Genomic DNA, 16,260 nt, shown 5'->3' with positions numbered 1-16,260 from the left:
CTTTTATTTTCCTCTATACAAAACAATCTTCACCTCATGCGTCGCTCCGTCATCCACCAATGCGATCTTATTATTTTCAAAATCGATATTGTTTTCCTTTACTGTCATTGCGCCTACTCCGCTATCCTGAGTAAACGAAATATTGTATACGGATGATTTATATCGATAATGAATTTTAAAAGATCCCCATTCAGCAGGAACACATGGAACAAAAGAAAGTTTGTCGCCTTCTTTTCTGAGTCCGAAGAAATGATCTGTGATCAATTGATTCATCCATCCTGCAGAACCTGTGTACCATGTCCAGCCACCATGACCTTGATGTGGTGACACTGCATAGACATCACCGGCCATTACATATGGTTCGACTTTGTATGTTGCAATCTCTTCAGGAGTACGTCCATGATTTATCGGATTGATCATTTTAAATAACTCCCATGCTTTTTCAGAATCTCCAAGCTTAGTAAATGCAATGATCATCCAGATAGCAGCATGCGAATATTGTCCGCCGTTCTCACGAACACCTGCTACATAACCTTTGATGTAGCCCGGATTGGTAACAGACTTATCAAATGCAGGATCTAACAGACAAATAATATTATCTTTCTTATTCACTAATCTGGCATAAGCAGAATTCATGGCAGTCAATGCACGGGTTTTATCTGCAACACCGGAAATAACAGACCAACTTTGAGAAAGTGAATCGATCTGACATTCATCGTTGAGATGAGATCCAAGTGGAGTTCCATCGTCGAAGTAGGCACGACGGTACCATTCGCCATCCCATGCATTCTTCTCAATGTTGACTTTTAATTTTTCAGCTTCATCTTTACACTGTTCAGCAAAACCTAAATCCTGATGACGTTCAGCGACCTCAATAAAATTCATACAGATATCGTAGATAAAGAATCCAAGCCAGACGCTTTCGCCTTTTCCATGTTTACCAACCTGGTCCATTCCATCGTTCCAGTCACCACTTCCGATTAATGGAAGTCCATGCTCTCCATATCTGAATCCATATTGAATTGCTTTTACACAATGATCATAAAGCGAAGCTCTCTGCATTGATTGAATTGGAAGATCATAGTAAGACTCTTCTTCATGATTTAAATGACGGCCTTCAAGATATGAGATCATTTCATCAAGGATCTTATCATCTCCCGTTTGTCTGATATACCGGATAGTCACATAAGGCAACCAAAGGAAATCGTCAGAACAACGGGTCCGGACACCACGACCTGTAGGTGGATGCCACCAATGCTGTACATCGCCTTCTTTAAATTGACGTGATGCAGCAAGAAGAATTTGTTCACGGGCCAGTTCAGGTTGAGCGTGCAATAATGAAAGCACATCCTGCAACTGATCTCTGAATCCGAATGCACCACCGGATTGATAGTAACCACTTCTTCCCCATAAACGAGACGACAACGTCTGATATGTGATCCAATAGTTGGCTATGATATTGGTTGCATCATCAGGAGTTTGAACCTGCATTGCTTCAAGAGTTTTCTTCCAGAAGTCACGAACCTTTTGCAAAGCAGTAGCAGCTTTATCACTTCCTTTGAAATTCTTCACAAGATTAAGAGCATCATTTATATCAGTTCCTGTTCCCAGTCGGAAAATGATTTCTTTTTCTTCTCCTTCATCCAATTCGAAATTTATCTGAATAGCAGCACATGGATCATAACCAGCTCCTAATTTTCCTGATAGCTTAACTTTACTCATAGCATCAGGATTTTGCAGCGATTGATTTCTTCCTATGAATTCAGCTCTGTCAGCCGTAAACGTTTTCTTGCGCTCGTCGACATCAAAGAAAGTTACACGACCAGGGAATTCTGTATTGTATGGATTTTTAGCAATGAGTGCACCTGTAACAGAATCCATTTCACTGAAAATGTGCATTGCATTTTTCGGACGCATATCTCCCATTACCCATTCAGTATATCCTGTAGCAGAAAGTTTACGTGGCCGGCCTGATGCATTTTTAATTTTCAGCACAGTAAATTTCACTGCACTTTCAATATCCACATACACCCACATTTCTGACTGGATACCATCTTCCTGATATTCAAAAACGCTATAACCCATTCCATGACGAACAGTATAGGACGAATTTCCCGGACGAGGCAAAAGAGTTGTAGACCAGAATCTGCCTGACTCTTCATCACGCAAATAAAATACTTCACCACCAATATCACTTATCGGATCATTATTCCATGGAGTCAATCGATATTCATGTGCATTTTCAGCCCATGTATAAGCCTGGCCGCTTTCAGAAACTACAGTTCCAAATTTAGGATTAGCAATTACATTCGACCATGGTGCAGGAGTTCTCAGTTTACTATTGACAGAAATAATATATTCACTTCCGTCCTGAGAAAAACCGCCGAGACCATTGAAGAATTTAAGGTCTTTCGGCTGAGTGATGACGCTACTCTGAGTATCAGGCGGAATAGTTGTAACGAGTGCCGGAATATTTAATTTAGCAGCAGCTTTACGGTCCAGATGTTCTTCTAATGTACCTTCTTCGTCACTTAAAATAACACGTGCAACAGTCTGGAATAAAATTCTGTCTTCATTGGAGATCTGATCAGATGCTCTGACAAAAATTCCTCCCGGTTTATCTGCAACTTCAGCAGCAATAAGTGCCTGAATCTGATTTTGCAACAACTGACGATAGCCGCCATGATCTTCATTCCAGATCACAAGATCTACTTTCAATCCTTTTAGCTGCCAGTAATTATGTGCTTGAATTAATTGCTTTACCAATTGAACATTTTCCTGGTTCTCAACTTTCAAAAGTACAATTGGAAGGTCTCCGGAAATTGAATAGCCCCAGAGTCCTGATTGTCCTCGTTGATTTTTAATAAGTATTGCCGGATTTGCTCTAAGGAATGAGTTAGCAAAAATTACTGAGCTCGCTAATCTGCTATAGAGTTGAGTGTCGGCTTCAGTTGCATTGATGTGTCGCAGCACAACTTGATTATGCGTCCATGCTAATTCAAAGATCCTGTCTTTGTGATGATGATCCTGATATTTTTCAATCAATGACTGACAAATTTCTTTAGTATCACCTATACCAATAATAAAATCAATTGAAACAATTTGTCTTGGGCGTAAAGTAATTCTATATCTGATCGCAACAACAGGATCAAGTACCGAACCTTCACTTCCGGATAATGGACCCCGATTTTGCATTGCAGAAGGATTGGCAGGAGTATTCCCACGACCAACAAATTTATTTCTGCTTGTCTCATAAGAAACCTGTTCCACTTGTACCCCTTCGGCACACATCATATGGAACATGTATGGCGGATGCTCACTTACAGAACGTGGTCGACGTGTACAGATAATTGCATTATTTGCTTTCTGTATTTCAGTCTGTACAAATAAATTACTGTATGCAGGCGCCATTGCATCGGAAGCTGCAGAAGCCAAAACAACTTCAGAGTAACTTGTGATCTCAAGTGTTCTGACCTGATCTGAATGATTTGAAAGATTAAGTCTTCGCATTTCAATATCATCTTCCGGCGAAACTACAATTTCGGTATGTGTTTCGATACGGTTCAATGAACCTCTGAAGTCAGCACGGCTTTGAGAGAATGCTACCTCATAGTTTTTTACTTTGCGTAAACTAGGTTGAAAAGTTGCAGACCAGAAAACATCATTGTCAAGATCTCTGATGTAACAGAAATTTCCCCAATTGTCACAAGTAGCATCTTCACGCCATCTTGTAACAGCAAGATCTTTCCAACGGCTGTATCCACCACCGGAATTAGTTACCATCACATGATATCTTCCATTCGACAATAACTGTACTTCCGGTACCGGAGTATTCGGCGTTTTTAATACACGTACCGCTGAACCGTCTTTTGCAAAATTCTTTTCAGTAGAAGGTGCAGTATGTGCGTAATAAGAAGTTGCTTTAGGAATTCTTTCCTGTAAAAGTAAAAGACTTGCTTTAAAACGAGGTTCAGCTTCAAAACGTCTTTGCATTGGCTGATTCAAAAGCAAATATGAGAATGAAAGTAAACTCATACCCTGATGATGCGCCATGTAAGAATAAATGATTGCATTTGTTTGTCCACGTGGCAAACGCGCCGGAGTGTAATCAATCGCTTCATAAAATCCGAAGTCACCTTCAAATCCTTCACTCGTCATCAGTTCAAGATTCTTACACGACTTCTCAGGTTCTACCATCAATGCCATTGCAGTTGCATACGGAGCAATTACCAATTCTTCGCCTAAGCCTCGTTTCAATCCAAGTCCGGGAGTTCCAAAAGCATGATACTGATAATTAGAATTTACATCAGTAAGATTATAACCGGATTCAGAATTTCCCCAAGGCACACCTCTTTGGTTACCATATTCAATTTGTCTTGCAACGGAAGTTTTATAAGTCCTGTCTAATAATGTGTTCTCATAATTAGGCATTACAAGTAACGGCATTAAATACTCGAACATTGAACCACTCCATGAAAGCAATACAGGCTTACGCCCCGGATTAGAAACTAATCGACCTAATGCAAACCAACTCTCTTCAGGGATTTTTCCTTGTGCAATCCCAACGAAAGTTGCAAGTCTGCTTTCAGATGCAAGTAGATCATAAAAGCTTGGATCGAGTTGATACTCGTCAGGCTTATATCCGATTGTAAAGAGTTGTTTTGATTTGTCGTAAAGAAAATCCCATTCAATATTTGATAGCTCATCACATTCAAAGATCTGATCATCGATCATAGAAATTCTTGCATCAGCAAGATTTCCTGATTCTTCCAATGCAATCAGGAATGTATCAAACCATGCATTTTCTTCAGCAGTAGCTTCTGCCCGCTTACCTTTAATTTCTCTTGGCAAGTAAATAGAGATCTTGGAAATTTCTACAAGTGAAGGGTTTTTAATCTGGATCAGGTTCTTTAAATTTTCAGGTGCAGATTCCAGAAGATACCATGGCTTCAATACTTGCATGTTCTCTAATATTCCTGAGATCTGATCTAACAATATTTTTTTCCACCATACACCATAAGGATTACCTGTAAAATTTATTCCCGACAACGCTTGTTCCAATTTGTCAGAAAGATCATTCAAGCGAAGCATGTTCTCATAAACAGAAAGTTCTTCCGATTGTGAAGCATTGTCAACAGCATCTCTGAATTCATTGAACTTATCTTTATCACCGGCTTCAATTCTTTCCAGCAAGACTAATAATGTATCTCTTAATCCTACATAGACTTTCGAATCAAAAGTTTTCTGGTCAAGTATTTCAAGAAAGCCCTGACGAAGAGTAAGTAAATGTCCGACAAGGTTACCATTATCAACTGTTGAAATATACTTCGGAATCAATGGGTCAAGCGAAACTGTATCATACCAGTTATAAAGATGTCCATTGTGTTTCGGTAAAATGTTCAAAGTATCAAATGTGTGCTGAGTTCTTGCAAGCATCCTGCTGACAGACATATATCCGAAATCAACTGCTGTGAGATTTGATAACAAATACAATCCGATATTTGTAGGCGATGTTCTATGTGCAATTACAGGAGTTGGCTTTTCCTGAAAATTATCAGGTGGTAACCAATTATCTTCTTCTGTCACATACTTCTCGAAAAATCCCCAGGTCTTTCTCGATAGTACTCTCAAATATAAAATCTGATCGTTTGAAAGAGCACTAGATTGTCTGGAAATAGGCCTGCTCATCCACCATGTCACGAGAGGTGCAGACATCCATAATAGTAAAATTGGAATTGCAACAGCAATTCTGTTTGGATCAGAAGAAAACAGGAAATAAAATATTCCCAAAGCCAATGCAGGTTCAAACCACATTGAACTGAATGAAGCAGCAAGACTGGCAGGGTTCATTCGTTCTTCAACTGAGGAAGGATTCCATTCCAAAAGTTTCTTATGAGAGATTACCATTCTCCATGTGGTTCTGAGAATAGCAATTAAAGTATAATACGCTTCATAGGGCAAACAGATCAGAGTGAAAATTATTTGTACAAATACTCCACTTGCATTCAGACTGAATAAAATAATATGCTGAGTAAAAACAATATCTTTCTGTCGTTTGAATAATTGCCACACTGATGAAATCACAACAGGCATAACAATTACACTTGATATTACGATAGTCCAGAATAATGGATGATCCAGAACAAGCCATGCAATCAACATAAATATTGTCAAAGCAATTGGCACCAGACTCCGTCTTATGTTATCGAAAATTTTCCATCTTGATAGAGCTGAAAGCGTATTTCTTCTCCAACGGTGCTTTACATTCGGAACAAAAGGAGAAAAGAATGCTGCAATTTGCCAGTCACCACGGATCCATCTCATTCTTCTTTTAACATCCGCTCTGTATGTAGTTGGATATTTTTCGAAGAGTTGAACATCACTGATCAAACCTGACCTTGTATAACAACCTTCAATAAGATCATGACTTAAGATCCTGTTCTCAGGGAATTTTCCACCTAATGCTTTTTCAAAAATATCTACATCATAAATTCCTTTTCCAATAAACGAACCTTCGAAAAACAGATCCTGATATACATCAGAAGATGCTCTTGTATACGGATCTATTCCCGGCTCATTGCCATGTAACTTTGCAAAGTTAGAAGCTGTAATATCAGGCAAACTTACTGCAACCCGTGGTTGAAGAATTCCATATCCCTGAGTTACTCTCTGTTTTCTTTCATTGTATAAAGCACGATTGAGCGGATGGGCCATCGAAGCGATAAGTTTCCATGCTGCTCCGCGAGGTAGCTGTGTATCTGCATCAAGAGTGATAACATACTTTATATCAAGAAGAGTATCGGTTTTTCCGACCATCAATGAAAAACGATCATAGCCTTGTCCACGGAGAATAGCATTTAACTCAGCAAGTTTTCCACGCTTTCTTTCATAACCCATCCAGATCTTCTCATCATTGTTCCATCTTCTTGGGCGATGAAATAAGAAGAACATTTCATTTTCGCTGAATCCGTATTTGACATTCAGTTCTTCAATTCCTCTCTTGACCTGATCCAGCATCTTTTGATCAGTTGGCAATACTTCTGATTTTGCATCTGTAAAATCGGTCAGTAAACCGAACTGCAAATTCTTATCCATATTTGCCAGATACCTTACTTCCAAAGCTTCTACAAGTTCATCAATGTCTTTAGAATTAGTTAACATTGATGGAATGATCACCAGCGTATGAAATTCTTCAGGTATACCTTCTGAGAAATCCATTCTTGGCAATAGTCTTGGTTTGACTAATAACGTCGAAAGGAAATTTATAAGAGTAATCACAAGTTGACTAAAACTTATGAACGAAATTCCAAGAATTAGCAACATCATTAGTTTGCCTATCTGTTCATCACGAATCAGATAAAATACTCCGGCAGTTAAAACTGTTGTTGCAAGAAAGATCGATGACAGGTATAAAAATAAAGCACGTCGACGAACTTTAAACCGGAAATTATTAAAAAACGTTTGCGGAATTTTCGCAGCACGTCTGGTCTCCATGAGACCTTTTCCGATCAGATAATAACCAACATGTGCTTGTCTGTCGTCTTTGGAATAACTGGCAGCTCTTTCATTAGCAAGATTAAGAACGATCTGAGTAACTTCTTCTTCTGACAACCTTGATCGTTGGGCAACATGTTCAACAACGTGACGAAACTGATCACGCGTTGTAAAATCCATATTGGAATAAACTCCTGCAGGATCCTTCCGGAGTATTTGTTCAACTACACTGTGTACTTCAACAAAATCACGCCAGTCCATTGCACTTAACAAACGCAAACTGTCAATGCTGTTTTTTACAGAGACCTGATCTGCTGCCTGCTTTTGATTTTCAGACGAGATCAATTCTATGCTTGTCAAGCCATTTTCTGTTAAACGTTGTTCGATCCAGGAAAGTGCAAGTGCAAGTCCGGGACCTTTACCACTCAACTGTCGGGTCAATTCAGCAATGAACGGACTCACAAGCGGTGGTTTTGAACGGGTCATATCAGCAATTGTAATGATAAGATCCCGCGGTTCGTTTTCAGCAGTTTCAATAAGTCGTTTCGCCCATTGATCAGCAAGATTTCTGTCAATTCTGTCGATCGCAATCTTAGCAGAAACACGGCGCAGGTTTTCTATCAATGCAAGACGAAGCATGATCGGTATTGCCCAAAGTTCACCTAATTTTAGTTTTGCTACCGATTGATAGGATCTTAAAAAACTACTAAGGCTTTCTATATCGATCCGGCCATCGCTATGTGAAATGATCTGCAAAGCAATATCATAAACGCGAGTAAGTCCGGCGGCTCTTTTGTTCGCCAGCTTTGGTAAGTTCTCACTATAGCCTTTTGGTAAATGTCTTTTCGCAGTACGGATCTGTTCTTCGATCAGATAAAAATTATCGACCAGCCATTCACCTGCAGGAGTGATCTGCGAATCCGCAGATTCATCTTCTGTAAGCAATGTCTGAACTTCGAATAATGTTTTTTCATTATCAGCCAAACGACGTAATACAAGGTCTTTGCCTTTTTCAGAACTTAAACGATGGGTTTCGGCAAGGGTCTTTCCATACTTCTCCATCTGTCCGGAAGTAAAAAGTTCGGACCGGAGTGGTTCTTCATTGGTGTAAATACGTTTATTGGCATTTTCCTGAAAATATGTACGCATTTGCGCTAAAATATCTTCAGCTGTTCTACTTATTTGCTTCATAATACTGTGTACGACAGAAAAACTGTCAGTTTAACTTTAACGGCTATAAAGTTACCTGAAATGCGCAAGGATAATCCTGAAATCTGATTAACTTTTCACAGTGAAATTGTTGGTTTCTTGAGAAAAAGATGAAAGTTATTCTATAACAAATTTCTGAACAAACGATTCACCTGATTGAGAATTAATTTCAACAAAATAATTTCCTTTAGCAAGAAAAGGCATTAATCTGTCAGTAGACCAGAGAAAAGTATGTCTTCCTGCTGTTTCATAGCTTTTATGAGGCTGAGAAACTAAAGCCCCATTTGCATTATAAATAGCGATTTCAATCTCAGAACTATGTTGCAATTCATAGGATATGCTGAGGGACTGACCGAAATCTATAGGATTTGGAAATACTGATAACAACGAACTGTTAGAAGCCTGACTGATTTCAGTAGAAATAAAATTATCGAGATGAATAATTTCCGAATTCAGGATCTGCGAATGATTTTCCGTAGTATCCTGATCGTATGCAACATAAGCAACAGCATGCATAAAGGAAGTATTCCATGATGGCTGCGTAACAAAATTCATTGTCTGTGTATAAATGGTTCCCAAAGAAATCATCGAAGGAATTGCACCACCAATTCCCCATGTTCCTCCTACTGCTTTTCTCACAACAGAATTATGTTTCCAGTATAAAAGGGGATCGTTTCCATTTTCAACATTTGACGAATAATTAGTTTGTTCTAAAATTCCTGTTGCAGGAATACTGTCTTCAATCAGTAAAATATTTATTTTCATTGGAATTCCGCTTTCCGGCAAAGAATAAAATTCAACATTTACATCAGCAGAATAAGAAGAACCATTTCTTGTCATATTGCTGAATGAAACAGAAGCAATTGCAGGAATACTCTCTTGATCAAAATAATTACTTAACCATAATGTTTGAAACGGATTATATGGATAATTCTGTATTCTATTCCGGTTGAACAAAGCAGTTGGATAGCTGTTCACACCGAATCGTAATTGGAAATTATAATTTTCAGGAATAGTTAATGAATCCAGACGATGCCATGCAAGTTGAATACATTCCTGTGGAAATAACGAGTAGATCGTTTCACCTCTTAAAGTACCTTCAGGACAACCACCGCACCAGGTGCCCGTAAATTCTTCAAGCATAATTCTCTTTGCAGGCTGAGCCTTTGCTATGAAGAGACAACAGAAAAAAATAACACAAATGGAGATAGAGTGCTTCATCACAATGGTTTTATAATTATTATTTTATACATGAAGATTCACCTCTAAAAGTAATAATTTTTCCCATACTATCAGAAGATATTCATAATACGAATATTACTTCGTATCTTTACGAACACAATCGTTTATCAATTGAAACCTCACCAATCCTATTCAGATAAAGAGCTCCTGATCTCAAGGTTTGCAAATGCACTATCGCATCCTGTAAGGGTAGCTATCATTCAATTGCTTTTGAAACAATCAAGTTGTTATCATGGTGATATGGCAAGTGAGTTACCTATAGCCAATAGTACGCTTTCTCAACATTTAAAAGTTTTAAAAGATTCCGGTCTAATTGAAGGTGAAATTACTCCACCGAAGACGAAATATTGTATCCATCGCGAAAACTGGGCTTTGGCAAAAGGTCTTTTGATTGGTTTTTTTGACTAGTTGTCAATTTAAGATTATTCGTATATTTACGAACTGTTTTAAAAACAACCTTCCACAATACACAAAGAACGTATGCAACCAAAATTAAAATTTCTCGACAGATATCTGACATTATGGATCTTTCTCGCAATGATTCTTGGTGTTGGAATAGGATACATTTATCCGGGAATCTCTGATGTAATGAATACATTTTCTGTTGGGGCAACGAACATTCCTTTAGCAATTGGGTTAATTCTGATGATGTATCCGCCATTGGCAAAAGTGGACTACTCTCTTCTACCGAAAGCTCTTCAGGACAAGAAACTAATTTCATTGTCATTAGTTCTTAACTGGATCATCGGACCATTGCTGATGTTTGCACTTGCAATAATTTTTCTGAAAGACGAGCCTGAGTACATGACCGGATTAATTCTCATAGGACTTGCCAGATGCATTGCTATGGTCATAGTATGGAATGATCTTGCAGGCGGTAGCAGGGAATATGCAGCATTACTGGTTGCATTGAACAGCATTTTCCAGGTCTTTACTTATAGTTTTTACACGTGGCTCTTCATAAATGTATTACCCGAAAAGTTTGGACTTCATGGTTTCAATATGAATATTTCGATGAATGAAGTTGCACAAAGTGTTTTCATATATCTGGGAATTCCATTCATTGCAGGTTTTTTAAGCAGACATTATCTGATAAAATACAAAGGCAAAGACTGGTACAACTACAGATTCATTCCAAAAATTTCTCCAATAACATTATATGCACTACTCTTCACAATTGTTTTGATGTTCAGTTTGAAAGGTGATGCAATTCTACAATTACCAATGGATGTATTAAAAATTGCAGTACCTCTGATCATCTATTTTATCCTGATGTTTTTCATTAGTTTTTTCATTGGCAAATGGATGCAAGTTCCTTACGATAAAAATACATCCGTTGCATTTACTGCAACCGGTAATAATTTCGAACTTGCAATTGCAGTTTCAATTGCTGTTTTTGGAATTCACTCTCCGCAAGCCTTTGTTGGGGTGATTGGTCCATTGGTGGAAGTTCCTGTTCTTATACTTTTGGTCAGGGCGGCTTTAGGGATGAAGTATCGAGCAAGTGAAAAGTGAAAAGTGAAAAGTGAAAAGTGAAAAGTGAAAAGTGAAAAGTGAAAAGTGAAAAGTGAAAAAAAAAAAGAAAAAGAAGAAAAAGAAAAAAGAAAAAAAAAAAAAAATATTAAATAGGTTGGCTTTCTGATAATATAACGAAATTTTTAAAGGGTTTAAAGGGTTTAAGGTGTGATGGTACACTTTAAACGCTTTAAACCCCTTAAACAACTGAAACCCCTTTAAGCTTAAACTCTACTCCAAAATCTGAGTAAACACTTTTTCATCAAGATTGGCAGTATCACCAAGATATAGCCAACGGATAGACTTTGTATATTTTTTAAAGGCTGCATTAATATCCTCAAGTTTCAACTTCTGTACTTCATCTAAAACCTTTGTAGCAGTTTTCCAGGTACTCAGATTTTCATTGTCACCAATCGTTACAGCTAATGCACTGTTAGTTTCCAGATTCATATAGTACTTGGTAAGGTATTGCTCCTTTTTATCAGTCAACTCTTTCGCATCAAATCCATTTTTACGGATCTTCTTAACTTCATCTGTCATCACCTGAACTGATTGTCCGGGATCAGTAGTTGAAACATACATTGCGCTGTATGGATTTTTTTGTCCGGCAACATATGAATAAGGTGCATACGATAAATTTCTTTTGGTACGGATCTCCAGAAATAAACGATCGCTGAGGATCTGGATAGCAATTTTCATTGCCATATAGTCTGCAGAACCAGGAGCAGGACAATCCATTATCCCTTTAATATAATTTGTCGCAAGTTTTCTGTCTTCTTTAAACAGAGAAGAAGAAGAAAAATCAGGGCGTTTATCTGTTGAAGCAACTGCAGGAGCTGATCCCATCGGAATTCCTTTCAGCATACTCACCTTTGCTTTGATATCCTCTTCGCTAAGGTTTCCTACAACTACTACAAACAATTTATTTTTCGCAACCAATGAGCTGTAATATTTCTTCAGATCGTTAACAGTTAATTTCGTCAATGAAGCTTCAGTACCTGCAACCATTTTATTATAGTTCGTTCCCTTATATACTTCAACATTGATCAGATCATCAATATGCGAATCCGGATCACTTTCAGCTTGTTTGAGGTTGTTAATAGCCTCTTCTTTTTTATTGTTAAAAGTATTATCGTCAAAGGCAGGATGCATGACCATATCAGCAAAGATGTCCCATGACTGATCCCATTTACTCTTAAGACAATTCATTGTAACTGTACTATTGTCCTGTCCGCTCCCGGCATTCACAGTTGTTCCCATTGCTTCGAGAGTAGAGTGAAATTTATCCCGAGGATATTTCTCAGAACCTGATTGAGCAAGTACTCCCATTGTCAGTGATTCTATTCCTTCCTGCTCTTTAGAATAATTTGTAGTACCGCCCTTGACATAAAGTGCAATACTGATGATGTCCTTTGTTGAAGGCTTATAGATCACTTTAATTCCATCCACCATCATTTCCTTAACGCCCATATCCTGTTTTTTAACAGGACGTTTTTTAATTTCATTTTGTGCAGATAACTGAATCGCTACTGCAACAAAAAGAAGAGTGATTATATAGTTTAATTTTTTCATTTTAATTTCCTGTTTCTTAAGAATAAATTATTTCTGATCAAAAATTGTTTCATCTACATTCAAAGCAGTCTTCATTTCCGGGCTGATTAATAATCCCCATGCTGAAGGTTGCCCTTTGATATATTTTCTGACATAATCTTTAATATCCTGACGGGTAACTTTTTTCAGATTTGAAACATAATTAGTGTAATAATCAACACTCGCTGAAGACCACCAATATGTAATTGTATGTATGTATTCAGATGTTTTTTCTTTTCCAAAACCTTCACCTATCTCTAATTGGCTCTTAGCAGTTTCCAATTGCTCATCTGTAAAGTAATCATCAGTATCCCACATAGCCATATGATCCTGAAGTACCTTTACTGCTTCTTTTATCTTAGCAGGATTAGGAACAACGATTATCTGTATCGGGCCGGTATATTTGCAAGTCTGATAACCGACATTTAATTGAAATGCTAGTCCGCCTTCAACAAGTGCTTTCTGCAATTTAGAATTTGTCTGACTAAGTATAAATGAAAATACATCTGCAGCATAAGTTGATTTAATATCATTTCTTGTATCGGGTCCGTGCATACCGGCAGCAATGAAAGGAGCTTTGGCATTTTCATTTACGACAATAAAGTTGTTTTGTCCCACCATTGGATACATTTCCGGTATTGGCCAGCGTTTGAAAATATCAGTTGTGGTAGGTTTCCAGCTCCCGAAGATAGATTCTGCCATTGCGAAAACTTCATCGTGGTTTACATCACCGGCAATACATAGCAGTGAATTATTCGGATGATAAAATTTATTCTGAATCACTTTCATCTTTTCAGGAGTAGCTGTCTGAATGATAAAGTGGTCGCCGATAGGATTTTTTCTACAGAAGTGATCACCCCACATTTTGTAACCAAGTTCCTGCACTAAAAAGAATACCGGATTCGATTCATTTCTCTGGAATTCACCATCAACTACAACATTTTCCTTTTTCATTTCTTCCTGACTGAACAGCGGATAACGAATTGCCGAGTTGATAAATTCAAGTCCCGGTTTCAGGTTATAATTTCCCAGAGTAACGTAATAATTCACTCGCTCGTTAGAAGTTGTTCCATTGAATACGACTCCAAGTTCTTTTACTCGTCCCAGAAATTGCTCTTGCGAAGGATAATCTTTATTTGCCTTGAAGAACATATGTTCATACAAATGCGAAAGACCATTGTACTCCGGCGGTTCTGTATAACTTCCGTTACGGACACAAATTTCAATTGTAGCTAAAGGGACAGAAGCATCCTCAATAACCAGTACTTCCAGGCCATTATTTAATTTCTTTGAAAAGAAATTGGAAGGAAGAGTAGATTCTGCTGCTGATAATTGAAATGCACATCCAATTAACAATGCAGCAAGTAATGAGCGGATAGGTCGTTTCATAAACAGGCTGATTTTTTATCGAAAGCAAGTTATATTTTGTTTATGAATGGCACGTCATCTTAACAAACTTTAAGAATATCAGTTACGATAAAAAGGCTTGAAAATTTGATGAAAATTTGAGTTTAATGGAACAACTTACTGAAGATTGTATGTATAGCCTACCCCAAAAACCACATCATTTAAAGTTTCCTCCAGATTTTGCTGGTACATAAAAAAAGCATTCAACTGATGAATCAGGTTGAATTCATAATCAAATCCACATTCATACCTGAATCGATTGATGTTATAACCTTCTGAATTAGGAACTCTGATCTGAAAATACATTTCAGTGGCGACATAAGGGGTATACCTTTCTCCAACATCAAACTTAAAGACCGCTTTTGTCCGCGAAACATATTCAGGAATTTTTCCTGTTTCGCTTGAATATACGTCTTTTATTTGTGACTGTATTCGTTCACGGAGATTAACTGTGACTTTGCTGAATTTGAATTTATACTTCAGATCAACATACCCACGATGCCGGCTTGAAAAATATTTTAGTTCATTTTTCGCAATGAATCTGTAGTTAATTGAAGCACTGAAGTCCTTCGAAAACTTATATTCAAATCCGGCTTCACCTAACCATGAATCATTTGTGAGCAAATTTCTATTTTGCCTTTCCTGAAAAGCAATTTCAACAGATGATCTGGTAGTAAACTTATGTTTTAATGCAACCGATGTCCAGAAACTCAGGTCATGGTCGAGTGAATTAGCAGTGAAACTAAAACCAATAAAACATACCAGTAAATAAAACGGGAGTTTGCGATTCATAGTAATATTGAAATCAGAATTCGTAGGTATACTTCTTTACATCCAGAAGCTTGTCTTTCGGATCCATCGTTTTCTTTTCTACCTTCAATCCCCTTTTGTCATAAATAATAAAAGCCTTACGGATCAATTCTCCCTTAACATTAAAAGTTAGTTCTATTGTCCGGTCACCATTTGCATTATAAGTGTACATCTCTCTTTCTACGAGTTTGCCATTTCCATCATAGCGATTTTCTTCTGTCTTAACTCCATCAGAATTATAGGTCGACACTCTCCGTTTTTTTAAGACAGACTTCTCATCAAATATTTTCTCTTCGATAAGGTCACCTTTCTTATTAAAAACATAGGCTTCATGCGATTTAACTTTTCCCTCCTTATCATACTCTATTTTCTCTGTGACTTCACCATTCGGCGCATATCTTTCAAAAACTTCCGGGATAATCGTCTGACCATCCGGTTTCATTACCGTTGTAACAACCTTGATCGCTTTGATCTTATTCTTGATAACATCCTTTTTGCTCTGAGCATTCACAAAGGTGCTCATCAGTGATAACAGGATCAACAAAATAATTTTCATCATTGATTATTTTTAAGGATATAAATTACCGGAGAGGTTGTTTCATCACCATTACTTCCAATTTCGACATCAACAAACGATGGAACATCGCGACTCTCAGGATTTAGATTTCCATTAAATGCTCCGGTAGAATCATCTGAATAGGCAAAAAGTCTGTATTTGCCTTTTTGAAGAAATTCAAATTTAAAACTCCCATCGAAGCTGGATTTATAGTCGTCATCATAAGCGCTGCTTTCAGCACCATAAATAATATAGACATCTTCATCGCTTGCCGGAACAGTATCTACAACTGTCTGGAATGAAGCATCAAATTGTATCTGATAAACTTTCCCTGAGATACGTGAAGTTCCTCCTTCTCCTGCTTCTTTTTCACAGGAAGAAAATGCAACAGACACCAGTGCAATAAGCACGGGAATCCTGAAATTAAATTTTATCAT

General features: G+C 37.6%; 9 protein-coding genes. 2 read left to right on the top strand and 7 right to left on the bottom strand.

Annotated elements, in window-relative coordinates; genetic code table 11:
• Positions 1 to 3: 3 nt before the first annotated feature.
• Together IPL24_07970 and IPL24_07965 are read right to left on the bottom strand one after the other, a co-directional pair.
• On the bottom strand, positions 4 to 8,685 hold the full coding sequence (locus IPL24_07970) for a cyclic beta 1-2 glucan synthetase (protein ID MBK8363617.1): 8,682 nt from the start codon (positions 8,683 to 8,685) through the stop codon (positions 4 to 6).
• Positions 8,686 to 8,820: 135 nt separating this feature from the next.
• Positions 8,821 to 9,846 carry an Omp28-related outer membrane protein gene (locus IPL24_07965; GenBank protein MBK8363616.1) on the bottom strand — a complete coding sequence of 342 codons (1,026 nt, stop codon included), beginning with the start codon at positions 9,844 to 9,846 and terminating at the stop codon, positions 8,821 to 8,823.
• A gap of 210 nt (positions 9,847 to 10,056) precedes the next feature.
• Here IPL24_07965 and IPL24_07960 point away from each other — a divergent pair, with 210 nt between their 5' ends.
• Both IPL24_07960 and arsB read left to right on the top strand, forming a co-directional pair.
• Positions 10,057 to 10,353, top strand: coding sequence for a winged helix-turn-helix transcriptional regulator (locus IPL24_07960; protein ID MBK8363615.1), 297 nt, complete (start codon positions 10,057 to 10,059; stop codon positions 10,351 to 10,353).
• A gap of 72 nt (positions 10,354 to 10,425) precedes the next feature.
• Positions 10,426 to 11,460 (top strand): ACR3 family arsenite efflux transporter, encoded by a 1,035-nt coding sequence (gene arsB / locus IPL24_07955; protein ID MBK8363614.1) that lies wholly within the window; start codon positions 10,426 to 10,428, stop codon positions 11,458 to 11,460.
• A gap of 231 nt (positions 11,461 to 11,691) precedes the next feature.
• On the opposite strand, the gene IPL24_07950 is transcribed toward arsB, so the two are convergent.
• From IPL24_07950 to IPL24_07930, 5 genes are all read right to left on the bottom strand, one after another.
• On the bottom strand, positions 11,692 to 13,032 hold the full coding sequence (locus tag IPL24_07950; GenBank protein ID MBK8363613.1) for an insulinase family protein: 1,341 nt from the start codon (positions 13,030 to 13,032) through the stop codon (positions 11,692 to 11,694).
• Positions 13,033 to 13,059: 27 nt separating this feature from the next.
• Positions 13,060 to 14,439, bottom strand: coding sequence for an insulinase family protein (locus IPL24_07945; GenBank protein ID MBK8363612.1), 1,380 nt, complete (start codon positions 14,437 to 14,439; stop codon positions 13,060 to 13,062).
• 135 nt (positions 14,440 to 14,574) lie between these two features.
• Positions 14,575 to 15,249 carry a DUF2490 domain-containing protein gene (locus IPL24_07940; GenBank protein ID MBK8363611.1) on the bottom strand — a complete coding sequence of 225 codons (675 nt, stop codon included), beginning with the start codon at positions 15,247 to 15,249 and terminating at the stop codon, positions 14,575 to 14,577.
• 13 nt (positions 15,250 to 15,262) lie between these two features.
• The gene (locus IPL24_07935) at positions 15,263 to 15,823 is read right to left on the bottom strand and encodes a hypothetical protein (GenBank protein ID MBK8363610.1); all 561 of its coding nucleotides are present in this window, start codon (positions 15,821 to 15,823) and stop codon (positions 15,263 to 15,265) included.
• Entirely contained in the window at positions 15,823 to 16,260 is a 438-nt protein-coding gene (locus tag IPL24_07930) for a hypothetical protein (protein MBK8363609.1), read from the bottom strand. The genes IPL24_07935 and IPL24_07930 overlap by 1 nt, the downstream gene beginning before the upstream one ends.

The sequence above is a fragment of the Bacteroidota bacterium genome (assembly GCA_016711505.1).
In the GTDB taxonomy this organism is placed as follows: domain Bacteria; phylum Bacteroidota; class Bacteroidia; order AKYH767-A; family 2013-40CM-41-45; genus JADKIH01.
This window is presented reverse-complemented; position numbering and strand designations above follow the sequence as displayed.

Excerpts from the sequence above, each read along its gene's own strand:
- IPL24_07965 (MBK8363616.1), bottom strand. The coding sequence starts at position 9,846 with ATGCTTGAAGAATTTACGGGCACCTGGTGCGGTGGTTGTCCTGAAGGT.
- IPL24_07940 (MBK8363611.1), bottom strand. The coding sequence starts at position 15,249 with ATGAATCGCAAACTCCCGTTTTATTTACTGGTATGTTTTATTGGTTTT.
- IPL24_07935 (MBK8363610.1), bottom strand. The coding sequence starts at position 15,823 with ATGAAAATTATTTTGTTGATCCTGTTATCACTGATGAGCACCTTTGTG.
- IPL24_07970 (MBK8363617.1), bottom strand. The coding sequence starts at position 8,685 with ATGAAGCAAATAAGTAGAACAGCTGAAGATATTTTAGCGCAAATGCGT.
- IPL24_07950 (MBK8363613.1), bottom strand. The coding sequence starts at position 13,032 with ATGAAAAAATTAAACTATATAATCACTCTTCTTTTTGTTGCAGTAGCG.
- IPL24_07945 (MBK8363612.1), bottom strand. The coding sequence starts at position 14,439 with ATGAAACGACCTATCCGCTCATTACTTGCTGCATTGTTAATTGGATGT.
- IPL24_07930 (MBK8363609.1), bottom strand. The coding sequence starts at position 16,260 with ATGATAAAATTTAATTTCAGGATTCCCGTGCTTATTGCACTGGTGTCT.
- arsB (MBK8363614.1), top strand. The coding sequence starts at position 10,426 with ATGCAACCAAAATTAAAATTTCTCGACAGATATCTGACATTATGGATC.